Source organism: Sporolactobacillus shoreae, from assembly GCF_004684935.1.
In the GTDB taxonomy this organism is placed as follows: Bacteria; Bacillota; Bacilli; order Bacillales; family Sporolactobacillaceae; genus Sporolactobacillus; species Sporolactobacillus shoreae.
On sequence record NZ_SRJD01000014.1, the window covers coordinates 17266 to 43445 of the forward strand.

General features: G+C 48.4%; 24 protein-coding genes and 1 tRNA gene. 2 read left to right on the forward strand and 23 right to left on the reverse strand.

The features are described from left to right. Positions 1-133: 133 nt before the first annotated feature. The 23 genes from secG to E4665_RS12125 all read right to left on the reverse strand — a co-directional run bounded on the left by secG (position 134) and on the right by E4665_RS12125 (position 24556). A complete protein-coding gene (gene secG, locus E4665_RS12015; protein ID WP_135349038.1) occupies positions 134-367 on the reverse strand; it encodes a preprotein translocase subunit SecG in 234 nt (77 codons plus the stop codon). 114 nt (positions 368-481) lie between these two features. Next, a complete protein-coding gene (gene tatC / locus E4665_RS12020) occupies positions 482-1240 on the reverse strand; it encodes a twin-arginine translocase subunit TatC (protein ID WP_135349039.1) in 759 nt (252 codons plus the stop codon). Between the two features lie 16 nt (positions 1241-1256). Further along, the gene (locus E4665_RS12025; RefSeq protein ID WP_135349040.1) at positions 1257-1493 is read right to left on the reverse strand and encodes a twin-arginine translocase TatA/TatE family subunit; all 237 of its coding nucleotides are present in this window, start codon (positions 1491-1493) and stop codon (positions 1257-1259) included. Between the two features lie 213 nt (positions 1494-1706). After that, the gene (gene hypE / locus E4665_RS12030; RefSeq protein WP_135349041.1) at positions 1707-2711 is read right to left on the reverse strand and encodes a hydrogenase expression/formation protein HypE; all 1005 of its coding nucleotides are present in this window, start codon (positions 2709-2711) and stop codon (positions 1707-1709) included. A 3-nt stretch (positions 2712-2714) separates the two neighbouring features. Continuing rightward, complete coding sequence (gene hypD, locus E4665_RS12035; protein ID WP_135349042.1) at positions 2715-3824, reverse strand: hydrogenase formation protein HypD; 1110 nt, start codon at positions 3822-3824, stop codon at positions 2715-2717. Next, positions 3808-4032 carry a HypC/HybG/HupF family hydrogenase formation chaperone gene (locus E4665_RS12040; protein ID WP_135349043.1) on the reverse strand — a complete coding sequence of 75 codons (225 nt, stop codon included), beginning with the start codon at positions 4030-4032 and terminating at the stop codon, positions 3808-3810. The genes hypD and E4665_RS12040 overlap by 17 nt, the downstream gene beginning before the upstream one ends. Positions 4033-4099: 67 nt before the next feature. Continuing rightward, positions 4100-6391, reverse strand: coding sequence for a carbamoyltransferase HypF (gene hypF / locus E4665_RS12045; RefSeq protein WP_135349044.1), 2292 nt, complete (start codon positions 6389-6391; stop codon positions 4100-4102). Continuing rightward, positions 6376-7035 (reverse strand): hydrogenase nickel incorporation protein HypB, encoded by a 660-nt coding sequence (hypB, locus tag E4665_RS12050; protein WP_135349045.1) that lies wholly within the window; start codon positions 7033-7035, stop codon positions 6376-6378. The genes hypF and hypB overlap by 16 nt, the downstream gene beginning before the upstream one ends. 4 nt (positions 7036-7039) lie before the next feature. Then, entirely contained in the window at positions 7040-7393 is a 354-nt protein-coding gene (locus E4665_RS12055) for a hydrogenase maturation nickel metallochaperone HypA/HybF (protein WP_135349046.1), read from the reverse strand. Then, on the reverse strand, positions 7386-7814 hold the full coding sequence (locus E4665_RS12060; protein WP_135349047.1) for a Rieske (2Fe-2S) protein: 429 nt from the start codon (positions 7812-7814) through the stop codon (positions 7386-7388). The genes E4665_RS12055 and E4665_RS12060 overlap by 8 nt, the downstream gene beginning before the upstream one ends. Next, positions 7814-9097, reverse strand: a complete 1284-nt coding sequence (cybH, locus tag E4665_RS18840; RefSeq protein WP_135349048.1) for a Ni/Fe-hydrogenase, b-type cytochrome subunit — start codon at positions 9095-9097, stop codon at positions 7814-7816. The genes E4665_RS12060 and cybH overlap by 1 nt, the downstream gene beginning before the upstream one ends. Before the next feature lie 13 nt (positions 9098-9110). Beyond that, a complete protein-coding gene (locus E4665_RS12070) occupies positions 9111-10829 on the reverse strand; it encodes a nickel-dependent hydrogenase large subunit (RefSeq protein ID WP_135349049.1) in 1719 nt (572 codons plus the stop codon). Continuing rightward, entirely contained in the window at positions 10826-11914 is a 1089-nt protein-coding gene (locus E4665_RS12075) for a hydrogenase small subunit (protein ID WP_135349050.1), read from the reverse strand. The genes E4665_RS12070 and E4665_RS12075 overlap by 4 nt, the downstream gene beginning before the upstream one ends. Before the next feature lie 406 nt (positions 11915-12320). Further along, positions 12321-13190: a DUF2231 domain-containing protein gene (locus E4665_RS12080; RefSeq protein WP_135349051.1), complete on the reverse strand. Its 870-nt coding sequence runs from the start codon at positions 13188-13190 to the stop codon at positions 12321-12323. 219 nt (positions 13191-13409) lie between these two features. Continuing rightward, complete coding sequence (locus E4665_RS12085; protein ID WP_241654842.1) at positions 13410-14273, reverse strand: AraC family transcriptional regulator; 864 nt, start codon at positions 14271-14273, stop codon at positions 13410-13412. A 414-nt stretch (positions 14274-14687) separates the two neighbouring features. Next, positions 14688-15971, reverse strand: a complete 1284-nt coding sequence (eno, locus tag E4665_RS12090; protein ID WP_135349053.1) for a phosphopyruvate hydratase — start codon at positions 15969-15971, stop codon at positions 14688-14690. 239 nt (positions 15972-16210) lie between these two features. After that, positions 16211-16972 carry a triose-phosphate isomerase gene (gene tpiA, locus E4665_RS12095; RefSeq protein ID WP_135349054.1) on the reverse strand — a complete coding sequence of 254 codons (762 nt, stop codon included), beginning with the start codon at positions 16970-16972 and terminating at the stop codon, positions 16211-16213. A 41-nt stretch (positions 16973-17013) separates the two neighbouring features. Continuing rightward, positions 17014-18201, reverse strand: a complete 1188-nt coding sequence (locus E4665_RS12100; RefSeq protein WP_135349055.1) for a phosphoglycerate kinase — start codon at positions 18199-18201, stop codon at positions 17014-17016. 159 nt (positions 18202-18360) lie between these two features. After that, positions 18361-19368, reverse strand: a complete 1008-nt coding sequence (gene gap / locus E4665_RS12105) for a type I glyceraldehyde-3-phosphate dehydrogenase (protein ID WP_135349056.1) — start codon at positions 19366-19368, stop codon at positions 18361-18363. A 24-nt stretch (positions 19369-19392) separates the two neighbouring features. Further along, positions 19393-20418: a sugar-binding transcriptional regulator gene (locus tag E4665_RS12110; protein ID WP_135349057.1), complete on the reverse strand. Its 1026-nt coding sequence runs from the start codon at positions 20416-20418 to the stop codon at positions 19393-19395. Between the two features lie 481 nt (positions 20419-20899). Beyond that, a complete protein-coding gene (gene rpoN / locus E4665_RS12115) occupies positions 20900-22219 on the reverse strand; it encodes an RNA polymerase factor sigma-54 (RefSeq protein ID WP_135349058.1) in 1320 nt (439 codons plus the stop codon). Positions 22220-22456: 237 nt separating this feature from the next. Beyond that, complete coding sequence (locus E4665_RS12120) at positions 22457-23398, reverse strand: magnesium transporter CorA family protein (protein ID WP_135349059.1); 942 nt, start codon at positions 23396-23398, stop codon at positions 22457-22459. Between the two features lie 708 nt (positions 23399-24106). Then, positions 24107-24556, reverse strand: a complete 450-nt coding sequence (locus E4665_RS12125) for a CotD family spore coat protein (RefSeq protein ID WP_135349060.1) — start codon at positions 24554-24556, stop codon at positions 24107-24109. 212 nt (positions 24557-24768) lie between these two features. On the opposite strand from E4665_RS12125, the gene E4665_RS12130 reads away from it, so the two are divergent. Both E4665_RS12130 and clpP read left to right on the forward strand, forming a co-directional pair. Continuing rightward, positions 24769-24843: transfer RNA gene (locus E4665_RS12130), tRNA-Arg, on the forward strand. Positions 24844-25145: 302 nt separating this feature from the next. Beyond that, positions 25146-25736, forward strand: a complete 591-nt coding sequence (clpP, locus tag E4665_RS12135) for an ATP-dependent Clp endopeptidase proteolytic subunit ClpP (RefSeq protein WP_135349061.1) — start codon at positions 25146-25148, stop codon at positions 25734-25736. Positions 25737-26180 lie beyond the last annotated feature (444 nt).

Here is a 26180-nt window from a genome sequence, read left to right on the forward strand (position 1 = left end):
ATACGCCATCCGAGCGTTCAGGTCTAAAACCGGCCGGAAAATCATGGAACGCAGTCCGCATTTAATCATGAATGACAAAAACCGGAGCGGCAGCCTCGATGGCCGTCTTTCCGGTTGGATGCATCTTATTCGGTTATTTAAAAAAGTACCCAAGCAAAAAAGCACAAACAAAAAAGATGACGGCAAAAAAGATTGTCAACCGGTTCAGGCCAACTTCAATGCCTCTAGCTTTCTGTTTGCTGAAAAGCTGTTCCGCGCCTCCGGTAATCGCCTCGGACAGGCCGTCGCCGCGGCTCCTCTGCATCATAATCAGTACCACCATGATGACTGCAGCGGCAATCATCAGAATCAACAAAAATGTATGCATCAACTCGCCCCAATCTTCGGATCAACGTTCAAAATCCACTATTTTTAATTTAACATATGGGCTGTCCTGCCGCAACTAAATGCAGATATTTTATCCATATCCCTGCGGATCTGTTCAGAGAGTCACAGGCAGATCCTTTTCAGCCGCGGCCATCCTTTTCATTCTCCTTCTGTACGCGAACCCCGACAATGCCACACTGATTTCATAAAGCAAAAGAAGAGGGATCGCCACAAGCATATGGGAGATGAATTCCGGAGGAGAAATCATCGTTGCCAGAACGACCAGACAAAGATACGCTATTTTTCTCATCTTCTTCATCCGGGCCGGTGACAGGATGCCTAGATTGGTAAGGAATACGACGACCACCGGGATTTCAAAAAGGATCCCGAAAGGAACAACAATTTGCATTAAAAATTCGAAATATTTTTGTGTGGTGAACATGACTGTGAACATACCAGCATTGAGCGACACCAGAAAGCGAAGGATATTCGGAAAAACAACGAAATAACCAAAACAGATGCCGCAGATAAACAGAAGAAAGATAGCAGGAATATAAGACAATGCAATTCTCCGCTCTCTTTCTGTCAGTGCTGGCGAAACAAAGATCCAGAGCTGCCATGCGGTAATAGGTATCGTAACAGCCAGAGCGATGACACCGGCAAGCATAAAATAAACCCACATGATGTCTGTCGGTCCGAGAACGGTCAGTTTCCCATGGATCCCCAGATCATAGATCAGCCAGTAATAAAGTTTGCGTACAAAGATCAGAGAGATGCCGAAACTGACGATGAAAGCTGCCAGAATAATGATGAATCGCTTCCGAAGTTCATTCAGATGCTCCAGCAGTGTCATGCCTTGGCCGCTTTTTTTCATATCGATCCGGCTTCCTTCATCCTTTTTTTTCTTCGCTATTCGCCTGTTCCGTATGGGCTTCCGTCAGATTTTTTTTCTTTTCTGATGCTTCTTCCTCGTTATCTGATGCCAGGCCTGTTGTTGCTTTTTTAAACTCTCTCAGAGATTTTCCAAATGCTTTGCCGATTTCCGGAAGTTTTGACGGCCCAAAAATAATCAGAGCAATGACTAGTATCATAATTAATCCAGGAAAGCCAATATTACCAAGTCCCATTATTATTCACTCCTCACTTATGTCACTTAATTTTTTTGGTTTTGTTAAACTTGTCTGTTGTTTTTCGCTCCAGACGCTCGTTTTCCGCGGGCGATCCGTGAGCCTCCTCGCTCGGTGCCTTCGCTGCGGGGTCTCACCTGGCTCGCTGATCCCGCAGGAGTCTCGCGCCTTCCGCTCCAATTAACTGAGGGACAAAAACAAATGTACGATGTTTTAGCAAATCCTCGGAAGCATCATGCCCGAAAGGCGGTGAAGCCTTCTCTTACTGCCAAGCGGTGTTTCGAGCAGGAGATGTCCGATTCCCTTGCCCGTGACATGTCCGATGACCACAGCATTCTCTCCTTCAGGGAAACGATGCAGTGTATCCAGAACCTTTTCAGAATCCGAATGGGAAACGATCATAATCACTTTTCCTTCGTTTGCCAGATAAAGCGGATCAAATCCGAGAATATCGCAGGCTCCTCTGACTTCATTACGTATCGGAAGCGACTGTTCTTCGATCTCGAGAACGGAACTAAAATCTTCGGCGATTTCCACAAGTGTTGTCGCTACGCCCCCGCGTGTCGGATCACGCATCATTTTCACATCGCAGCCCTTTTCAATGACTGAATGGATCATTTTGTTCAGCGGGGCGCAGTCACTTTGAAGATCCGTCATCAGCCCGAGTTCGCCGCGGGCAGCGAGTATGGCAATGCCGTGATCACCGAGTGTTCCGCTGATAATGATATCGTCCCCCGCCTCGATTCTGGAAGGGTCAATGGCTCCTGAAACACGCTGCAGGCCAACTCCGGTTGTATTGATATAAACGCCGTCGGCCCCGCCTTTTTCCACAACCTTTGTATCGCCGGCGACTACACGGACACCCGCTTTTTCAGCTTCCTCAGCCAGTGATCGGACGATTTTTCTCAAATCGGCGAATGGAAAACCTTCTTCGATGATAAACCCCACAGTCATATAAAGGGGAATGGCTCCGGCAACCGCCAGATCATTAATCGTTCCGGAAACAGCGATCTTGCCAATGTCGCCTCCCGGAAAGAAAAGCGGTCGGACAACAAAGCTGTCAGTGGTGACCGCAATCTCTCCACTGTTCAGCGATAGAAATGCCGAGTCGAAGCGAGCGTCATTTCCGTTGCCGAACGCAGAAACAAAGATTTGCTGGATCAGCTTGTGGGCCAGTTCCCCGCCGTCTCCATGAGCCAGTGTCACTTTGCGTTCCATCGATCATCCTTCCTTTCTCATGTATGAATAATGAGCCGCGCAGCTGCCTTCTGTGGAAACCATGCAAGGCCCGATCGGATGAAGCGGTGTGCAGGCTTTTCCAAACAGTACGCACTCTTCGGGAGATGCCAAGCCGCAGATCATGTCGCCGCAACGGCAGAGCGTCTTCTTCGGCTCTCCGACCTTAATGTTAAACTTCTCTTTGGCATTAAAACGGCTGTATTTCTCGCGAATTTCAAGACCGCTCTGCGGAATGACGCCGATGCCTCGCCAAGCCTCGTCACAGGGCTGAAAGAATTCATTCATGATTTTCTGCGCCGTTTTGTTGCCCTCCAAACGAACGACGCTCTTATAATTGTTGAGGATTTCCGGGCGGTCTTCATAAACCATTTTCAACAATTTATAGATCGCACTCAGCATCTCTACGGGTTCAAACCCGCTGATCACGCCGGGCATCCGGAATTCATCAATCAGAAACTGATAGGCCTGTTCGCCAAGCACGATGGAAACGTGGCCCGGAAGCAGAAAACCGTTGATTTTGACTTTTTTGACAGAGAGCAGTGTTCGGAGCACGGGTTGAACGAGTTTTGTCGTCGCCCACATCGAAAAATTCTTCAGATTTTTCTGCGCGGCTAGTTGAATCGCAGCCGCGAGCACCGGGACCGTCGTCTCAAAGCCGACACCAAGAAAGACGACTTCTTTTTCCGGATTTTCTTCAGCAATCCGGACGGCATCAAGCGGCGAGTACACGATCCGGACATCACGCCCTTCCGTTTTCGCACTCTGCAGGCTCCGTTTCGAACCGGGGACGCGTATCATATCCCCGAATGTGCAAACAATCCGGTTGTTCGATTCAGCGACTTCAATCATTGCATCGATCTGTTTCTGATCTGTCACGCAAACCGGACAGCCAGGTCCCGAGATCAAATTGACATGTCCCTGGAGAATCAGTTTCACGCCGGTTTTTGCCAGTGCCATCGTATGCGATCCGCAGACTTCCATAAAAGCAGGCATCACGCCAAATTTTTCTTTGCAACGGTCGGCCAGTTCGATGACCTTCTGCGCAAGTTCCTTAGCTACTGCAGGATCCGCCGGTTCAAATAACGTCTGCACGGGCCATCTTCTCCCATTCGCTGATACTCTGATGCGCAAAGGTCTGGTCAATGATCGACATGCCCTGTCCGGCATGAACAATCACATATTCTCCGATTTCCACTTCCGGCACAAACAGAATGCCGACTTCCATTTTCGTGCCCATGACATCAACAAGTGCCGTATACTCTTTTTTTTCAATGACTTTAGCAGGAACGCCTACACACATGCTGCTCATCCTCCTATGTAATGCCTTTTTATTAATATATCACTTTATCAATTTTCAAAGGGAATCATTATTTACCAGATTGCATTTCCGCCGCCACGGCCAGCTGCCCCAGGCACAGGCCTCCGTCTCCGCACGGAATACGGTGATGGGTATAAACGTCAAAACCCGACGCGCTCAACCATTCGTTCAGACGCTCAGCCAGATAGGGATTATTAAGGCTCCCTCCGGACAGTGCGACACGTTTTCCAAATTCCGGATGCCGTGAATAGATCTTTCGGATCACACGGACGCAGGCCACCGCCACTGTTTCATGAAAACGAAGGCTGATCTGCGCGACCGGTAGACCATTCAGACGATCATCGGCAATTTGTTCCAGCATCGGAGAAAAATCAATTTCAATCAACTTTTCATCCGTCACCAAGTAGGGATAGGGCTCAATCTTCCCCCCATGACTGCCGATGCATTCAGACAGAAGAATCGCCGCTTCGCCGTCATAGGTCGAAACCTTGCAGATGCCGAGCATCGCGCTGACTGCGTCAAACAGGCGCCCACAGGTTCCCGCCAGAGGGGCGTTCAGCTTCATAGCCACCATTCGTTCAATCACGCGCAGCGCAGCGCCTTGGTTCGGAAAAAGCTGTGCCGCAATCCCCTTGCCCTTTTCCCCAAGCAGGCTGATCAGCATCGCCGCCGCGTTGCGCCACGGTTCGGTCACTGCCCGGTCACCGCCGGGAAGCGGCGTGTAGCGAAGATGTGCCAGCCGCTGATATCCGGACGCTCCGCCGTGCAGCACTTCAAAACCCCAAACGTTGCCGTCCTCGCCGTATCCGGTCCCGTCGAGAATTAGGCCAAGGCATTCACCCGTAAGCCCGTTGTCCTCCATGCAGGATACGAGGTGTGCGTGATGATGCTGCACTTCGATCACCTGTCGGTCCATCCGTTCCGCTATTTCCCGGGTGCTATAATCCGGGTGCCTGTCAATCGCAATGATCCGAGGATCAACCCCCATCCATTGGGTCAGATGAGCCAGCGTCTCCTCATAGTGGGCCATGCTTTCCACAGCCGCCAGATCACCAAGATGCGGGCTGACAAAAATCTGGCTGCCTCGCCCAAGGGCAAATGTATTTTTCATCTGACTGCCAAGCGCCGCGATGCCATCCACTTTCCGCTCCGTGCTGATCGGGTCGGGAACATAGCCTCTGGACCGTCTCAGAAAGAATGGAGTATGGCTTCCGATCCGCACCACTGAATCATCAATGGCGTGAAGAATCGGTCGATTGTGGGTCAGGATCTGATCCGCGATCCTGTTCAGATAGTGAACAGCGCGCTCATCCTGGTAGAGAATCGGAAGCCCGGACGGATTGGCACTCGTCATGACCAGAAATAAATAGTTTCCATCGTCAAAAAGTAAATGGTGCAATGGCGCGTAAGGCAGCATCACTCCGATTGTACGAACACCCGGAGCAAGGGCCTCCGGCAGCACATCCGAAAAAGAATCCTTTTTCTCAAGAAGAACAATCGGGGCTTCCGGCGACTGCAGCACATCCGCTTCCTCATCCGAAAGACTGGCAACCCTCTGCGTCACCTCAACGGATGCCGCCATTATAGCCAGCGGTTTATCCGGCCGGCCCTTGCGCTGCCTGAGCCTGGCTACAGCATCAGGATTGGCCGCGTCACAGGCCAGATGGAATCCGCCGATCCCTTTAATGGCAACAATTCCACCCTTTTCGAGCGTTCGGACAGCCCCCTTCAGCGCGTCTTCATGTTCGCCAAGAGTTTCTCCATCGGGTGAGAGCAGCGTCAGATGGGGTCCGCAGGCATCGCAAGCAATCGGCTGCGCGTGGTGGCGGCGGTTCAGCGGATTATTATATTCCTCCGCGCATTTGCCGCACATTCTAAAGCCCTTCATTGACGTGTACACCCGATCATAAGGCAATTCTTCAATAATGGTGTACCTCGGACCACATTGAGTACAATTGATGAACGGATAACGGTACCGAAAGTTTTTGGGATCACGCATTTCTCTGAGACAGTCATCGCAGACTGCCGAATCAACGGGTATCACCAATTCCGATTTTCCGGAGCGGTCACTGTCGATGATCTGAAAATCGCTCAATCCGGATAAACCAGCCGGATTGATGGCCACCTCGTCAATCCGAGACAGCCGGGGCTTTTCAGCTCTTAGCCTTTTCAAGGCCTGCTCGATTGCGTCCCCGTTGCCCTCCCAGACAATCCGCACACCGTCCATATTATTCTGAACGGTTCCGGCCAGGCCTTCCTCGTGAGAGATCCTGTAGACAAACGGCCGGAAGCCAACGCCCTGAACCCGACCGCGGACGGTGACCTTTACCGCTTCTGGCAAGCCTGATACGCTTCTTTCACCCAGTTAAGCCAATCGTCGAAGCCTTCACCCGTTCTCGCCGATAGCGGCATGATCCGTGACGAAGGATTGATCCCTCTCAGGTCCTCTTGCGCTTTTTCCAGATCGAACGAAGTATAGGATAGCAGATCAATTTTATTGATCAGCGCCAGTTCCGTAACATGAAACATCAGCGGATATTTTGGAATTTTGTCATTCCCTTCCGGTGTGCTGAGCACGACGATCCGGTGGTCCTGCCCAAGATCAAATTCGGATGGACAGACAAGATTGCCCACATTTTCGATAAAAAGGATATCGGTTTCTTCGAGATTAATATCCGGAAGCACTTTCGCGATCATCCTGGGATCAAGATGGCATTCTCCTTCAGTCGCAATCTGCACCGCTCGCACACCTGTCGCCCTGACTCTGTCCGCATCGCGCTCTGTGGCAATGTCGCCCTCAATCACCGCAATTCTGAACTGACCGGATAGAGCGGCAGCCGTTTTTTCCAGAATGGTCGTTTTGCCGGCGCCCGGCGAGCTCATGATATTAATAACCAGTGTCTTTGACTGTCTGAACAGCTGTCGATTGAATTCAGCGGCACGGTCGTTGTTTTCCATCACATCTTTTTCCAATGTAATCTTCATGGGTTTAGCTCCCTTCATATGATTCAATTTTAAACGTTTCTCCGGATTGAATCACGCCAAAGGGCATATCGCATTCCGGACACAGAGCCAGATATTCCGACGGTTCGTATTCTTTGCCACAAAGGGCGCATCGGGCCAGCCCTCTCTCCCTGATAATCTCTAACTGAGCACGCTCGCCAATCCGTGGTATTTCGCCTGTTTTGCAAAACGCATCAAAAGCGAAACGCAACGCGTCCGGCAAGACATTGCTCAGATCGCCGACTATCAGCGAAACTTTGTCAATCGTCTCCAAACCATGTTTTTCCGCGTCTTCAGAGACCATCTGAAGCGCCTCTTCCATGAGTCCCATTTCATGCATCCGTGGGCACCCCTTTGTCAGGAAGTGCTACCCACCATGATCCTTCTTCTTTCTTAACAGAAAAAGTATTCGGCCGAAGCGAATCTTCACTGTCTGAAAAAGTGTAGCTTCGCCCGCAGGCTGTACAAGTCAGCCGCCGGTCGTAGGCGATCCACTGCAATGTTTCATGGCAGTCGGGACATATTTTACTGCAAGCGATCAGGCGGTCAGCCGCAAGATAAAGGCTGATGATCCTGCCCGCGCAGATCTGTTCCTGATAACCCGGCTCAATGGATTCGAGGCGCATCCAGCTGACACCGGTCAGCACATCGGCCGCTCGCTCAAGTTTATCAATATCGTTCTCAAAAAGCGGGTACACGATTTCTTTTCCGGTATCCGTCAGACTTTGAACCAGTTCTTTCAGAAAAGAGCGCCGATCCATTACGCATCACGCCATTCGTCAATCTGTTGTCTGACTTTCTCAATCAAATACGGAACAGCCGCTTTTGCCGTTTCGCTGATTTCAGTGCCGAGCTCCAGTGACGCCGGCTGCATGCCGAACATGACCATTTTTTCCGGAAGGCGGTCGCGCAGCTGAGCCGCTGAAACAACTTCCTGAAATCCGATCTGATGCACCGACATTTTTATTCCATTAAACGAAGGGATCTCTTCTTTATACAGCGTCACCAGCGTTCCGGGTTCTTTTCCGGCATTGATCGCATCGATAATAATCAGCTTCTGAGTGTCTTCGACCGGTCCGAGTAACTGCATGCCTTCGGTCGTCCCATCGACAAATTCAAGATCGTTGATTCCTTTTAGCGCTTCCTGAAGGCGGGGAAGAACCGCGACGCCCAGCCCCTCATCTGTGTACAAGGCATTACCGATGCCGAGGATTGTAATCTTTTCTGCACTTTCAGGAGCGGCGGCCGGTGATTCCGTAGCTTGCGCTTTTTCTTCCGCCCGATGCGCCGGTTCAAATTTATAGCCGGTAAAAATGGATGACATGGTCCCGTTTTTAGCAAGCCAGTCTTCGCGGATCGACATATAAACATGAATGACAACAAACAGCATGAATCCCCAGGCTACGAGATGATGCCAGGAACGCACGGTATAGTCCGAGCCGCCAAATGGGAAGATGACCCATGCAAAAGCCTTGCCGAATATAGTGTCCGGCTGCGGCTGGAACAGCAGATAATAGCCGGTAAACACCATAATGACCGAACCAACACCGACGAAAATCCAGTAGCTGAGCTGAGCCAACGGATTATGCCCGATATAGTGCGGCTTGTGATTGGGTAAAAAAAGATAGCCCTTCACCGTTTCGATCAGCCCTGTCCAGAAAGTCTTCTGCAAAATCTGTGATTTGGCATAATGGTTGCCTCTGAAAGTCCAGTAGAGACGGAAAATCAGATTCGCCGTAAAGACAAAAGCTGTGAAAAAGTGGACTTCACGCACCCAGCCCATCAGGAAATTGTAATAGGCTTCGCCATTATTTGCCGGTGTGATAAAAGGATGGCCGATATAAATACCGGTAACCATCAAGATCATGATCGCAGCCGCATTCACCCAGTGAAAAATACGGATCGGAAATTCCCAGACATAGACCGAATTCTGTTCGCGCGCGGCGACTGACCGCTGATCGGCGAGGGATGTTGCCTTATTTTCAAGCCGTTCCTGAGCCAGTTTACGCCGGATCACCGGTTTGATATCTGTCAGAGTTTTCATCGCTTTTCCCTCCTCATTCCACGTGAACCGAGGTAAGCTTCTGATTCTCCAGATCCGTCAGATGAACAGCGCAGGCGAGACAGGGATCAAAGGAATGCACAACTCTCAGAATTTCAAGAGGCTGATTCATGTCGGCCACCGGAACATTTTTTAATGAAGATTCATAGGCGCCGATTTTTCCCGCATCGTCCCGCGGTGAAGCATTCCACGTGGTCGGAACAACAGCTTGATAGTTTGCCGTTTTTCCGTCTTTGATTTCAATCCAGTGTCCGAGCGCGCCGCGCGGAGCTTCAACCGTGCCAACCCCAAACGCATGCGCCGGCCACGTTTTCGGTTCCCATTTTGAATTGTCAAAAGTCGTCTGATCACCGTTTTTAATATTATTAATCAGGCTGTTAAAATCGTCGCGAAGCCAGCCTACAATCATCTGCGCGTCAAGGCCGCGGGCAACTGTGCGACCGAGCGCCGATTGCATCGTTGAGAGCGGAACACCCAGTTTTTTCAGTGCGTCGTCAACAACAGCGCGGTAGTCTCCGCGGTTCGCCGCATAGCCGACCAGAATCCGGGCGAGCGGGCCAGTTTCCATCGGATTACCCTTCCAGCGTGGAGATTTGACCCAGCTGTACTTTTCATTTGTGTTCAGATACTGGAACGGAGGCTTCGGACCTGAATAATTCATTGTCGTCTCGCCCTTCCACGGATGACGTCCACCTGATCCGCTACCGTCATAAGTGTACCAAGAGTGATCAATCAGCTCACTGACCTGATTCGGATCACGCGGATCGACATCAACGACCTCGTTCATGTTGCCACCTAGAATGATGCCTCTCGGCACACGGTAAAGCTGAGTGTCACGGATGTCTTTTGTCGAAAAGTCTCCGTAGCACAGATAATTGTTCAGACCGCCGCCGATCTTTCCCCAGTCCTTATAGAAAGAGCCAATCGCCATAAGATCTGGCAGATAGACCTGAGTGACAAAGTCATGAGCCTGGGAGATCAGCTGATCGATCTGAGCCAGCCGCTCCGAGTGAATCCCGTTGTCCATGTTAATATCCAACGGTGTTGCCATGCCACCGACCAGATAATGCGGATGCGGGTTTTTCCCTCCGAAGATGGTGTGAATTTTAACAATTTCCTTCTGCCAGTCCAGTGCTTCGAGATAATGAGCAACAGCCAGAAGATTGACTTCCGGAGGTAGTTTGTAGGCGGGATGTCCCCAGTAGCCATTGGCGAATACCCCAAGCTGCCCGCTGTCCGCAACTTTCTTAATTTTATCCTGGACACTCTTGAAGTAGCCCGGAGACGAGTTCGGCCAGGGTGAAATAGATTGGGCAATCCGGCTTGTTTCATTAGGATTGGCTTTCAGCGCGCTGAGCGCGTCGACCCAGTCAAACGCGTGCAGATGATAAAAATGGACCACGTGGTCATGAAGAATAATTGTCGCGTTCATAATATTCCGGATCAGGCTGGCGTTCGGCGGAATACGAATTCCGAGCGCATCTTCAGCGGACCGGATGCTTGCGAGCGCGTGAACCGTCGTACAGACGCCGCAGATACGCTGCGCATAAGCCCAGACATCACGCGGATCCCTGTTCTTAACAACCAGTTCAATACCGCGGATCGCGGTTCCTGAACTGAAAGCATCGGTAATTTTTCCGTTCTGCACATCTGCCTCGATCCGCAAATGTCCTTCTATTCTCGTTATCGGATCGACAACCACACGTTTACTCATTCTTGATCACCCTTATCCTGCTGCTTTTCTTTATGATGTTTCACTGCAGCTGTTATTCCCGCATGAGCACCGACACCGACCAGCGCCGCTCCGGTTATTCCGGCGCCCCACTTTTCAGGATCAATCGTCGTCTGTGTCAGAGGTAATTTAGCGAAATGCGTATAGAGAGGCCCGTTGTCCCAGAAATCAGCTTCGGAACAGCCAATGCATGGGTTCCCCGACTGGATCGGATAGCTGACGCCACCATTCCAGCGCAGCTCGGCGCAGGAATTGTAAGTGGTTGGTCCCTTGCACCCGAGTTTGTACAGGCAATACCCCGCTTTAAGATTCGGGTCGTCAAAGGATTCTGCAAATAGCCCGGCATCAAAATAAGCTCTGCGGTTGCATTTGTCATGGATGCGGTGACGGTAATAAGCTTTCGGGCGTCCGAGCATATCGGTTTCCGGAAGTTGATCAAATGTCACGAGGTTGGCAAGCACACCTGTCATGACTTCAGCGATCGGTGGACATCCGGGGACGCGGATAATCGGAATACCTTTCAGCACGGCTGATATTGGCTGAGCGCCTGTTGGATTCGGTTTGGCTTTGGCGATCCCGCCCCAGGAAGAGCACGTCCCGAACGCCATCACAGCCTTGGCATTCTGGGCCGCCTCCCTCAGAAGGTCTTCACCCGAACGGCCTCCGATGGTCAGATAGCCTGCCTCTTTCGGTACGCTGCCTTCTACTGCAAGAACATACTCTCCCTTGTACTTCTTCAGCACATTCTGTTCCGCGTCTTCAGTCTGGAAACCTGCGGCGGCAGTCAGCAGTTCCATATATTCCAGGGAAATCATATTAAAAATAACACTTTCGGTCTTCGGATATGAGGAACGAATGAATGATTCCGAACAACCGGTGCAATCCTGCATCTGCAGCCAGATTAGTGGAACCCTCTTTTTAGTCTCCAGCGCGTGGGCAACCGTTCCGGTCTGTGAATAATCCAGACCCATCGTAGCGGCCAGGGCCGCACAGATTTTTAAAAAAGTGCGTCGCGTATAGCCTTGCTGCAGCACGCTCTCGTAAATCGTCGGTTCTTCCTGTTTCAAATGATTCGCTTCCCCTCTGCAAATTGTATTTCATCAAAAATCTTTCAGGACATTTCGAACAAGAATGAATCAAAACATAAATGTCACATTTATGTTAATTTTAACCGTCTTTTACTGAGACCTGATATGATTAATATCACATACACGGATCGAGTTTTGTATTAAACTACCTTTTTTTCCAAAGGAATTCAGAGAGAAAAGAAATATTTTCTAATGTAGCAACCAAAGGCCAGTTAATAAAAGGCTTTGTTAAACTTATCTGTTGTTTTTCGCTCCAGGCGTTCGCTTCCCGCGGGCGATCCGCTCCAATCAACGAAGGGCAAAACAACATTGAATTTAAACATAGCCTAATGAAAAAAGAGAAAGTCCGAGGTCACGGACTTTCTCATAATTTCAATGCTCGCTATTACTTGCCAAACAATTCAGGGAACAATGCAACTGTTCCGCCTAAGTGCGAAGCAATGGAAATAATGACAATGCCGATAACTGCTCCGACGACAAAAACTGTTTTTCCCTTAACCAGACTGCTCACTTCAAACTTGAAGTGGAAGTATGAACGTACCGCGCTGAGCAGGATGAAGAAGATCATCGTGATCACGCCCCAGATTTCATGGACATGCAGAGCCGCCGGATCATATTTAACTGGTTTAACTGCAGCATGTGCCAATGCCGGCATTTCTGCTGCTCTCTGATAGCCTGTGATTACTGTAGCAATAATGGCGACCGTGCCGAGAATCAGGAAGGTATAGCCGATATCTTGAAGGCTTTTCGCCCATTGCTTTGTTTTCCAGATCAGAGCGCCGATATCAGCAAGGAATCCTGTGATGACTAACGGAACTGTGAATTGGAGAACGCCCCAGTGCGGGTAGCGATAAATTTTAAACAGTGTAAAGGACAGAATGGCACCGACAAGAGCGAAGATTAGATAGAGAAGGTTATCTCCGATGTCAATCTTTTTAACTTTTGCAAATACCAGTCTCACAATTGCGAGAAGCGTAACATAGATCGTAAACTCAATGCCCTTTGCGGCATGTGCGCCGATCGTTCCAAGCAGATGTAGCGAGGCTGCTGCAATCAGCCCTGCAAAGCAGGTAACGATGCCTGACAGCGCGCACAGAACCAGTGCGATGAATCCGGCTTTCTTAAGGGTGCCATTCCATTTTGATTTTTTAACGAATGATGCAACCAAGTCGCAGACAAAGCTGATTACAATCAAAGCAATCGGGAAATGAAGCACCAGAAAATGAAATGTGTTAAATACATTAGGACTTGCCACTGAACTCCCCCACTTTCCAAACTTTTGTATTGTAGTATAATAACAATTTGTTTTTACCTATCGAATGATAAGCCCTTTTTAGTGGAAAAACTGTGCGGATTTGCCGGGGGATTTTGCATATTTGCTTAAATTGCTATCAGAATGGGGCGATAATTTGAATGATGGGAAAAAAATAAATTTTCATAAGGCCAATGCTGATATTGATGTCGTATTTTGCGACTATTTGTCGGAGATTGTTTTCCTGTAGGATAGCGGGGAGACGCCTTCGATACGTTTGAAAGTCCGGTCAAAATTACTCAAGTCCTCGAATCCAACCCTCTGTGCAACGATGATAATTGTGTAGGCTGTGGATTCAAGCAGCTCTTTTGCCGCCTGAATGCGGACTTTATTCCTGTAGTCAATAAAAGAGGTGCCTGTCACTTTTTTAAAATTCATCGTGAATGCTGACTGGCTCATCCCGGACATCCCGCAAACCTGTTCGAGAGTGATTGGTTCCATGTAATGCTGCTTAATAAAAGAACAGACATTATTCAGCATTTCAATCTTTGCCGTGGCCGGGTTGACCGTCTCTTCACGGGTTTCCATCGACCACCTTCCAAGGTAAAGAAAGATCTCCATGAGCTGCATCCGGATCATGCAATGGTAGCCCCACGGCTTCTGCTGAAATTCTCCGTTCATACGGTCCAGAAGCAGTGTCAGTTCAATCTGCTCCTTGTTTGTTAAAGAGATATGAGAACTGAATTGCTTATTGCCGCTGTATGCAGGATCGATAAAAATCGGATCGATGTAAGATGAAGCATGATTTAAGGTCGACCACTCGCCGCTCAGGAGATGCTGATCAAACATGATTCGGTAGAGACGCAGACAGGATCCCCGATCTGCGCTGTAGCCGTGTACCATCCCAGGCTGGATGATAAAAAGATCCCCCTTTCGGATCTTCCTCGTGGTTTTATCATATTGGTGGGTGCCTTTTCCTCCGCCAACATAAATGATTTCCGAAAAATCATGATCATGTTCACCCGAAATTTCCCCGTTCCGATACTCGTCGATACTTATGTAAAAGGGGAATTGCTGATTTGTCATAAAATTTTCCACTGAATAATGGACCATGCGCTCATCCCTCTATTACAAAGTATTCATCCAACACTGCAACAACTGCACTATTTTCTTTATCGAGGATAACACGGATTGTCAGAACTGACAATAATTCTCTCCACAATCTACTGCCGTCGAAAATACATACGGAAATAAAAATGAACACGAATTGTCCGGCACTGCTGCAGAAATCGCGGCAGATTCCCAACCTGTTTTGCCTTGATTTTGATTTAAATACTTTCAGACATCATCCGGTGACTTTCGCGTTTTATCCAGCCACTTTTTTAAGTGTGGCGCAGCTTTCGTCAATCAAATTTTCTATATAAAACAAAAACGGAACGAAGCTCCTTTTACAGAGCCCGTTCCGTCTTGTCAGATTCGTTGAAGCTGAATCCGAGCTTATTATTTAATGTTGTAGAACGATTCGTTGCCCAGATACTTAGCTGATCCCTTGAGGCCGTCCTCAATTCTGATCAGCTGGTTGTACTTAGCAATACGATCTGTTCTTGCAAGTGAACCGGTCTTGATTTCACCAGCGTTCGTTGCAACAACGATGTCGGCAATCGAAGTATCTTCCGTTTCACCAGAACGGTGTGAAACGACAGCCGTATAGCCGGCCTTCTGAGCCATTTCAATCGCGTTCAGTGTTTCGGTAAGTGTACCGATCTGGTTAACCTTGATCAGGATCGAGTTAGCAACGCCAAGGTCGATCCCTTTCTTCAGGTAATCTGTGTTCGTAACGAACAGGTCATCGCCGACCAACTGAACTTTATCGCCGATGGCTTTGGTCAGTTTCTGCCAGCCTTCCCAGTCGTTTTCATCGAGGCCGTCTTCAATCGAGATGATCGGATACTTTTCAACCAAATGTGTGTAGTATTCGATCATTTCGTCAGTCGTTCTGACAACGCCTTCGCCTTTAAAGTTGTACTTGCCATCTTCGTACAATTCGGAAGAAGCCGGATCAATAGCCAGTTTAACGTCAACACCTGGTTTGTAGCCTGCTTTTTCGATTGCTTCAAGGATCGTGTCAAGCACTTCTTCGTTGTTCTTCAGGTTCGGAGCAAAACCGCCTTCGTCGCCGACAGCTGTCAGATGACCCTTGGCAGCAAGAACGGATTTCAAAGCGTGGTAAACTTCTGCACCGATGCGGACAGCTTCTTTCAAAGATTCCGCGCCGACAGGCATGATCATAAATTCCTGAAAGTCAACGCTGTTGTCTGCGTGCTTTCCACCGTTCAGAATGTTCATCATTGGTGTAGGGAGAACCTTTGCATTCACGCCGCCAAGATAGCGATACAGCGGAATACCAAGTTCATCGGCAGCAGCATTAGCAGCAGCCAGTGAAACACCGAGGATAGCATTGGCACCCAGTTTGCCTTTATTTTCCGTGCCGTCAAGGTCGATCATAGCTTGGTCAAGTGCAACCTGCTCGTCAACTTCCATACCGATAACCTTAGGAGCAATAATTTCATTGACGTTCTTGACAGCTTTCAGAACACCCTTGCCGCCGAAACGGCTCTTGTCGCCGTCACGAAGTTCAACGGCTTCGTGTTCGCCAGTTGACGCGCCGCTTGGCACAAGTGCACGGCCAAAGCCACCAAGATCGGTGTAAAGTTCAACTTCTACTGTAGGATTGCCGCGTGAGTCAAGGACTTCACGAGCATAAACATCTGTAATTTGAGACATTTGTATCTCTCCTTATTTTGTTTTCATATTTTAAGTACTGCAGCCGGAAACCGGCCAATGTCCGGACAAAGAACCGGTCCCGGAGCGAAAAATCTGATTCAGTTGTAATGCCAAGGATCTTCGACTACTAAGGTTCTTCGACTAAGAACGTGCACGTCCTGTGCACAACGTCGAAGTCACCGCATCCTGCGGTAGAACGTCCTGTGCACAACACCGAAGTCACCACATCCTGCGGAAGCTCAGGCTTTTGCACCGTCGAGCAGAGCAAGGAATGATTCAGGCTGGAGGCTTGCGCCGCCGACCAGAGCACCGTCGATATCCGACTGTGCCAGGAAGTTCGCGATATTAGCAGGTTTTACACTGCCGCCATACTGAATGCGGACTTTTTCAGCGGTAGCTTCACCGTAAAGCCCGGCTACCGTTTCACGGATGAAATGGCAGACTTCATTGGCATCATCTGAAGAAGCAGATTTGCCTGTGCCGATTGCCCAGATTGGTTCATAGGCAACGACAACAGCAGGTGCCTGATCAGCAGGTACACCGGCAAACGCCTTCGTTACCTGATTCTTGATCACTGCCTGCCATCTGCCGCCCTCGCGCTCATCCAGCGATTCGCCGACACAGAAGATCGGGAGCAGATGATGTTCGAGAGAAGCAAGAACCTTTTTGTTGACCGTGTCATCAGTTTCTGCGAAGTAAGCTCTTCTTTCAGAATGGCCAATAACAACGTAGTCAACGCCGAGGTCTTCCAGCATTACAGGGCTGACTTCGCCGGTATATGCACCGGAGTTTTCAAAATGTACGTTTTCAGCTGCGATTTTCAGATCGGAACCCTTTGCATCGGCAACGATACGATCAAGAGCAAGGAATGGAGCGGCAATTACTGAATCCACGAGTTCAGGTGAAGGAACCTTGTCCTTGACCGCCTCAACGAATTCATGCGCTTCCTTAACCGTCTTGTTCATCTTCCAGTTGCCGGCAATAATCGGTTTGCGTGACATGTAAGACACCCATCCTTTCTTGCGTTAAATTTCTTTTTCTTTTATTCAGCGTCGTCCAGTGCCGCTACACCCGGAAGTACTTTGCCTTCCATCAGTTCAAGAGATGCACCGCCGCCGGTTGAAATGTGGCTCATCTTGTCTGCAAGATGGAATTTCTCAACAGCTGCAGCGGAATCGCCACCGCCGATGATCGTTGTCGCGTCGGTTGCGTCAGCAAGCGCCTGAGCCACTGCTTCAGTTCCCTTAGCAAATGGTTCCATTTCAAAGACACCCATTGGTCCGTTCCAGACAACGAGCTTTGATTTTTTGATTGCGTCTGAATAGAGGGCAACCGTCTTTGGTCCGATATCCACACCAAGCCAGCCGTCCGGAATTTTGTCAATGTCGACCGTGTCAACATTGGCATCAGCTGCGAATTTGTCAGCGATAACCGTATCAACTGGAGTCAGGAAGTTGACACCTTTTTCTTTGGCTGTTTCAAGGAATTTCTTAGCCAAGTCAAGTTTTTCAGCATCCAGCAGTGAAGAACCGATGCCGTAGCCCTGAGCCTTGACGAACGTGTAGGAAAGTCCGCCGCCGACAATCAGTGTATCAACCTTGTCGAGCAGATTTTCAATAACGCCAATTTTGTCGGTAACTTTCGCGCCGCCGATGATTGCTGTAAAAGGATGCTTCGGATTTTCAAGTGAAGCGCCGAGAATCTTCAGTTCCTTTTCCATCAGGAATCCGGCGACAGCAGGTAAGTATTCAGCAATACCCGCGGTTGAAGCATGGGCACGGTGAGCCGATCCGAACGCGTCGTTGACATAAACGTCAGCGAGAGCGGCAAATGCTTTTGCAAGTTCAGGATCATTCTTCTTTTCGCCCTTTTCAAAGCGGACGTTTTCAAGAAGAAGAACGTCTCCGTCATTCAGCTTGGCAACTGCCGCTTCAACTTCAGGTCCGACTACTTCGTCCGTCTTCGCAACCGGCTTGCCGAGCAATTCACTCAGACGTGCCGCAACAGGGTTCATCCGAAGAGATTCCTTGTTTTCAGCTGTAGGACGGCCAAGGTGAGAAGCCAGAATCACTTTAGCACCATTTTCGATCAAATAGTTGATCGTTGGCAGTGCCGCGCGAATACGTGTGTCATCCGTTACGGTCGTGCCACTCAGCGGAACATTGAAATCAACACGGACAAAAACTTTTTTGTCCTTGACATCAATATCACGAATGGTTTTCTTTGCCATGTCAAAACCCTCTTTCCACTTTATTTCGATACAAACTCTGCCGGACGATTGTAGAAAAAACTTCTGACAACGTCTGAAAGCTAATTTTGCATCATGATAAAATAGCGGAAACAAAGCTGTTTCCGCTATTCAAGTTCTATTCAAAAATTTCTCACTGAATTATTTTGCAAGTTTTGCAAAGTATTCCAGAGTTCTTACAAGCTGTGATGTATAGGACATTTCGTTGTCGTACCATGCAACGACCTGAACCAGCTGCTTGCCGTCAACGTCAAGAATCTTCGTCTGTGTTGCGTCAAACAGAGAGCCGTAAGTGATGCCGATAACGTCTGAAGAAACGATCGGGTCTTCATTGTAGCCGAGGGTCTCGTTGGCTGCTGCTTTCAAAGATTCGTTGATTTCTTCAACTGTAGTGTTCTTCGCAAGAGTTGCGTAGAGCAGCGTTACTGAACCCGATTTAACAGGGACACGCTGAGCAGAGCCGTCGAATTTGCCTTTCAGTTCAGGGATAACAAGGGCAACGGCCTGTGCAGCACCTGAAGAAGCAGGCACGATGTTTTCAGCAGCAGCACGTGCACGGCGAAGGTCGCCGCCTCTGTGCGGGCCGTCAAGAGTCATCTGGTCGCCAGTATAAGCGTGAACAGTTGTCATCAGGCCTTTTTCAATGCCGAACTTGTCATTCAGAACTTTAGCTACAGGAGCCAAAGAGTTCGTTGTGCAAGATGCACCGGAAATAACTGTTTCCGAGCCGTCCAGCGTATCATGGTTAACGTTGAATACGATCGTCTTCAGATCGCCCTTTGCAGGAGCGGAAATAACAACCTTCTTCGCGCCGCCTTTGATGTGAGCTTCTGCTTTGTCTTTCGAAGTGAAGAAGCCTGTGCATTCAAGAACAATATCAACACCCAGTTCGCCCCATGGCAATTCAGCTGGGTCACGCTGTGAGAGAACCTTAACTTTCTTGCCATTAACAACGAAGTAGCCTTCTTCAACCTTAACTTCGCCTTTGAAGCGTCCCTGAGTTGTATCGTATTTCAGCAGGTTTGCAAGCATTGCCGGATCTGTCAGGTCGTTAACCGCAACAACTTCCAATTCTGGAACATCCTGGATTCTTCTGAAAGCCAAACGACCGATACGTCCGAAACCATTAATACCAACTTTTACTGTCATAACGAAGATGACCTCCTAAATGGTTTAAAAATTTTTTAAAATCTCTTGCGCGGCTCCCTCATCTGTCACAAGTACGGAATCCGGACCCCTCTTGAAATAAGCCTTAATTGCCTCAGCCTTAGACTTGCCCCCGGCTACGGCAATCACGGACCGTGCGCCGAAAAGGTCTTCCCATTGGAGTCCAATTGTCTGAACCTTATGGATCACGCGGCCCGTCTGATCAAAGAAATAGCCAAAAGCCTCGGCCACAGCATGTTCCGTGTCGACCTGCCTGAGAACTTCCTCCCCGGAATGCCGGCGAATCGCCATGGTTCTTGCACTGCCTATCCCGTGAACGATAATCGATGCACTGTGGACAAGCTGCAGAACCCGGTGAATGCTGGGCTCTTCCATCAAGCTGTGATAGGATTCGTCGCTGAGCTGGTCGGGAACGTGGAGCAGATGATAGTGTCCTTCAGCCTTCTCGGCCATTTTCGCGCAGATCGTATTCGCTTGATTTTCAGCTTTCTCGCCAAGACCGCCCCTGGCAGACACAAAAAGAAGTTCCTGATGCGCCTTTTTCAGCGGATGCATCATTGCGGCAACGGAAGCAAGAGTAGAACCCCCTGTTACCGCAATAATGTTCTCCGCATCCAGACAACGTTCAATCTCCCTGACGCAAGCTAGCCCGATCTCATTTTTGACCAATGCGTACTGATCACTGTCGCCGGATACAATCACTGCTTTGGAAACGCCCAGGGCGTGTTCCAATTGTTTCTCCATCTCCTTCAATCCAGAGATATTCTTCATTACATTTCCCAGATCCTTGACAATGGCCTCTCCATTTTCCGTCAGATACATGCCGCTTGACGCCATCTGGATCAGCCCCTGCTGGCTGAGAAATGTCACCTCTCCACGTAGGACACGTTCGGTCATCCCAAGGTGGGATGACAGGCTGCGCCTGCCGATCGGCTGAAGAAAGTGCAAAGATTGAAGAATACGGAAGCGGCTGGACATTATGTCTAAGACATCAGGGATTAGCTTTTTTTGAAGATCAAGCAAGTGTTCCACAGCGTTCCCCTCGATCGACCCAAAGCGGTCTAAAAATGTCCCACATAAGTCATTTTATGTCCCATCTGCTCCACGTACATAATATCAACTTTCCGCCGCCTTTACAAGCGTAAACATGTAAATCTTTTGTATCAGCCTTTTTTTGACGCATTTTCGTCACATCTGCAAAAAAGTGTTGATATTAGGCGATTTCCATGGATTATCAACTGTCTGCAAATTTCGAAAAGTATCACTTTTTCTGACATCACCCGTTTCGTCAGCCGGAAGCTGAATGTGTCCGTTTCGCAAGTTGAGTATTCCCCGTAACGTGCAGAATAAAACATAACACAGGCACTTTGAGTCATATAAAGTTTATGTTAAGGGACAGTTAATGTCCCTTAAAGAAATATATGTAATCGTTTAACATGCATCATGCGCCTGAAACCTTTGTGAATTTGTTCTCATAAATGCCGTCACTACGCGCCGCAGTCCGCTTTTTTCTTTATCTCGACCGTCTCTGAACGGTCGAACCAATGCCGGATTCCCTGCGGTACTTGGCAACAGCCCTTCTCGAACAATGCAGTCCTTCATCCGACAGGAGTTGAACCAATTTCTGGTCGGAAAAAGGCGTGCTGCGGTCTTCGACACTGATCCAGTGTTTAATCCTGGAAAGGATCTGGAAAGAAGAAACTTCTTCCTGACCGGTTTTTATTGCGCGCACAAAAAATTTTTTCATCTGAAAAAGACCATAAGGTGTCTCAACATATTTATTTGCGACCGCCCGGCTGACTGTCGATTCATTGACCGAGAGCTGTTCCGCCGCGTGTTTCATGGGAAACGGTTTGAGCGCCTCATACCTTCCGCTTTCGAAATAAGCCTTCTGTACCTGCATCAGCAGTTCAGTCAGCTTCAGGAGTGTCTGTTTGCGTCTTGATATTCCTGCAATCAACCAGTCCGCCTCATCTTTTTTTTCACGCAGGTAGCGCTTTGTCTCGCTATCCGCCTTGTCCAGATAATTTTCATAACCCGTGCTGTCCAACGTTATTTTAGGGAGATATCGGTCTTCCATCTCGCAGCTTAAACCGCTGTCCGACTTTCTGATCGTCACATCCGGGATAATGTATTGAGGCGCTTCCTCCTGAATCGATGAAACTGGAGTTGGACTAAGCCCTCGTATTACTTCGATAGCAGCCCGTATGCTCTTTTCAGTGGTTCCAAGAATAGTGGCAAGTTCTCCCCAGTTTCCTGAGAGAAAGCAGTCGCTATAATCAGAAAGAATGCGTATGGGGAGAGGGTTCGCCGGAGCCATTCTCTTCAGTTGAAGCACCAGGCATTCAGTAAGGGTGCGGGCCCCGACACCAGCGGGTTCCAGCGATTGTACGGCTTCAAGCGCCTTCCCGGGAACTTCCGGGCTGAGTCCGTATCCTTCGAGCAAATCCTCAGGTTCCTCATCAAAGTATCCTTTTTCATTGAGATTATCAATCAAAAAATCAGCGGCGGCCAGACATATTTTATCAAGCTGAAGCTGATGGAGATCACGGTGTAGCAGATCGCGGTAATCGCTTGAAGAGGCGACGGTTTCTTCGATTACATCCGTCGCACTCTTCGCTTCGTCTCCATACTGTGCGAAAGAAGAAACGGCCCCGGGATCCGCAGACTGAAAATCATTTTTTTCTGCGTTCAGTAACGGATTTTCCATGGCCTTCTCCATGATATACTCCGACAACTGTTCATTGCTGAACTGAAGAAGGGTCACCGACTGAAACAATGCAGGTGTCATTTTTAATTTCAAAGCCTGTTTCTGAACCAGTGCCAGCGCCATCCGACTCACCTCTTACAGAGTATTATATCAATCAATCGGCGAAATGGCTACGCTTACATTATAGACTTCCGTCGATTTTACACAGATTTTGTTTTTTCCTGCGGCCTTTGAACTTTTCCGAATGCCGCGCCTACTATCGATTGTATGAGAATAGACTTCAGCTTTTGCATCGCATGGCAAAATAAAAGAGCGAAATCCCTTGATTTCGCTCCGCCATTGCTATAGATCGCATTATATTTAGAAATATTTCTTTTTCCAGAAAAAAAGTGCTGTGATTCCCGATAAAAGCAGCGCAATACCGAAAGGGATCCAGAATGAATGGGCCAGACCCTGATACGGAATTCCGTTGACATTCATGCCATAGAAACTTGCCACCATCGTCGGGATCGACAGGACAATCGTCACGGTCGTCAGAAATTTCATCACAACGTTCACGTTATTCGAGATGACCGAGGCATAAGCGTCCATCATTCCACTCAGGATGTTGCTGTGCACTTCAGACATTTCAATAGCCTGTTTGATCTCGATAATGACGTCTTCCAGAAGATCCTGATCATCTTCGTACATTCTCAGGAACCGCTGCTTCGTCATCTTTTCCATAACGATATTATTGGATTTCAGGGACGTTGTAAAATAGACCAGCGTCTTTTCCAGACTCAGCAAATTGAAAAGTTCCTTGTTACGCATGGATTCATGCAGTTCGCGTTCGATCACGGAGGTCCGCCGGTCAATCGTTTTAAGATACCTGAGATAATACCGGGCAATCGCGTATAATATTTGTAACGTAAAGCGTGTCTTTTTATAAGTAAAGAAATTTTTTATCTTATTATTGATAAAATCTTCAACAATCGGATTGCTCTGCAGGCAGACTGTAACAAAGTAAAACGGTGTCACAATAATACCAAGAGGAATCGTGTCATAGGGTGCGGAGTCCGATTCATCCTCTACCCGAACCGGAAAATCAACGATGATCAGAACCGTGTCGTCTTCTTTTTCAATACGGGAGCGTTCATCGTCGTCCAGAGAGTCACGGATAAAATCGGACGGGATACCAGTTCCCTCAACAACCTTTCCGACCTCAAACTCGGATGGCCGCGTCAGGTTGATCCAGCAACCCTTCACCAGCTCATCTTTTTTAATCAGGTTATCTTGTTCATCTGTCAAATAAATATCAATCATGATTCCACCTCCTCGTTTTATGGAGGAAGCTTATGCATATCAGTCAGGCAACGGCAGCCGTCCACTCATGAGCTGCCGATATCCGGACAATATGGAAACTTCCTCCTTACTATGCCCGGGACCAGGTTTCTGATTCGACGAACTATCGGAACTCATTAAGTGATCAACTCCTTTTGCCAGATTTGTGTCAGTCGGCTCAATCTGGCCAACATGTTCTATGATACATTGACTGAGCGGATAAAACAATTATTAAATGTATGGACTGATAAAAGTCTCCGGCAGATGAAAAAACCGGGAAAACCCGGTCCTCCATTGTTTAGAGGGAATTCTGAACAAAGCTGTCACGCAGCAAACATGGATCACGAAACTGTGATGTAGCGAAAAGATACAGCATTTAAGAGGACGGCTGGTAAATTTACGATTGCGGCTGGTAAAGTTCCGAATCCGGCCGGTAAATTTGCGATCGCGGCTGGTAAGCCGTTTCATTAGCTGTATTCAAGGCTGGATTTATCTTGATCCCCTGTGATTGATTAAGATTTCGGTGCAAATTGACTGCGACTCGTTCTTTGTGACTCAACTATTGGCCGTTCACTGTTCCTTTGATCACAACACCCTATCGTATTTTTTCCTCATGTTGTTGAGGAAAACTTATTGCCAAAAAGACCTTTTGCCTATTCGGCAAAAGGTCCGGATCACATGTGATCATGCTCAGCAATGCGGTTGCGGAAAGCACGGTTGACCGCACTGCACGTCATAGTGCCGTTCGTCGCAGCACTGCGAAACGGAATGCGGATAAAAGTGCTGATGTTCATAAACATAATGTGTCCTGATTTCCGTGTGCATCGGATGAATGTGCTGTACAATAACCGGTTTAAAAATATCCTGGACGTTGACACTTTGCGGATCATAGATCGCACCTGCCTGCTGCGGCGGGCAATTGAGTGTCTGGCTGGGCCCGCATGCCATGCCTTTTCCCTTGCCGCCCCACGGCGCTTTTCCATAAGGGCTCGCGATCGGGCCTTTTCCTTTTCCAGGCTGGACAGCAGCTGTAGGACTCCATGTTGGCAGCTTCGTTTCAGGCTTTATGCCGGGATAATTATTGGCCGGCGCGTATGGATTAACGGGTATCGGCTTATTTGAATAAGGTGAAACCTCCATATTTGTTCCTCCTCGCAATTTAAAGTACATTAATAACCTATGAACTGGGGAATAGCCTTGCCCTAATGAGAACACCTAATTTTTTTCATGTACTCGAATTTGGGCGGGTGAAAGCCATAGCCCCAGATTTACAAAATTGCCCTTGCAAAATGGACGGCAATCGCTTAAAATAGACAAATGTCAGCGAATTAATTAAATTAATTAAATAATGTGCGCTCGTAGCTCAGCCTGGATAGAGCAATGGTTTCCGGTACCATGTGGCGGGGGTTCGAATCCCTTCGAGCGCATCACAGATAAAAGATTAGCCGTTCGGGCTGATCTTTTTTGCTACGTTAAGGTTCAATGTTGCTCTTGCTCCTTTGTTGATTGAGTGGAAGGTGCGCGGGCTCCTGTGGGATCAACGAGGGTACCGAGCAAGGAGGCTCACAGATCGCCTGCGGAAAGCGAGCACATGGAGCGAAAAAGGGCAGACGAATTTAACAGAGCCTTATCTTCAGGAGATAAAATTTGACCTATATTGACCTTTAATGTATCATTGTCCTTGGTTAGATAAAAGTTATCCCTATACGAATAAAAGGAGGTATGTTCAATGCCTTTAATTCCTACAGTCATTGAGCAGACAAACCGCGGTGAACGCGCGTACGACATTTATTCCCGCTTGCTGAAAGACAGAATCATCATGCTGGGGACGGCAATCGACGATAATGTCGCCAACGCCGTTGTTGCACAGCTGCTCTTCCTCGCGGCGGAGGATTCCGAAAAAGATATTTCGCTTTATATCAACAGTCCCGGCGGTTCAATCACTGCCGGCATGGCGATCTACGATACGATGCAGTTTATCAAGCCGAAAGTTTCAACGATCTGCATCGGCATGGCTGCCTCAATGGGGAGTTTCCTGCTGACAGCCGGAGAAATCGGCAAGCGCTACGCATTGCCGAACAGTGAAATCATGATCCACCAGCCGCTCGGCGGCATGCAGGGCCAGGCCTCCGACATGGAAATTCATGCAAAACGGATTCTCAAGATCCGTGAAAAGCTGAATCACATCTATGCCGAAAGAACCGGCCAGCCATACGATGTCATCTCAAAGGACACCGACCGCGACAATTTCATGTCCGCGGAAGAAGCCAAAGCGTACGGTCTGATCGATGATATTATGACCGCACCGAAAAAAGCTTAACAATGTGTTATGAAAGCATCCCGGAGTGAAAAATGCTCCGGGATGTTTTTGTTGTGGTACGAATCTGGCTCAGTTGAAAAGTGTGCTCGGTTAAAGCGGACTACGCAGCGACTCAGTTCCTGTTGATCAAGACATGATTCACTCACAATAGTTTGACTGATACTCTGCCCGTTTCGTCTAGTACACTTTCTGGTGCCGCTGATAAGACACGACAAATAAACTGAGGAACCCGCTGGCTCCTTCCGATAACGAAAAAAATCGTCTTTATTGAAACTTCTCCTATTTTTATTGATAAATGATGAATTTTGATTGATGATACCCAAGTTTTTATTGATAATGATTCCGTATTCATTGATAAGGATCTCTGAATCGGCCGAATCGTAGTTTCAGCAGATCCAATTCCCAGGTTAAACCCATTTCTGTCTCCGAAAGAAGTACTGATGC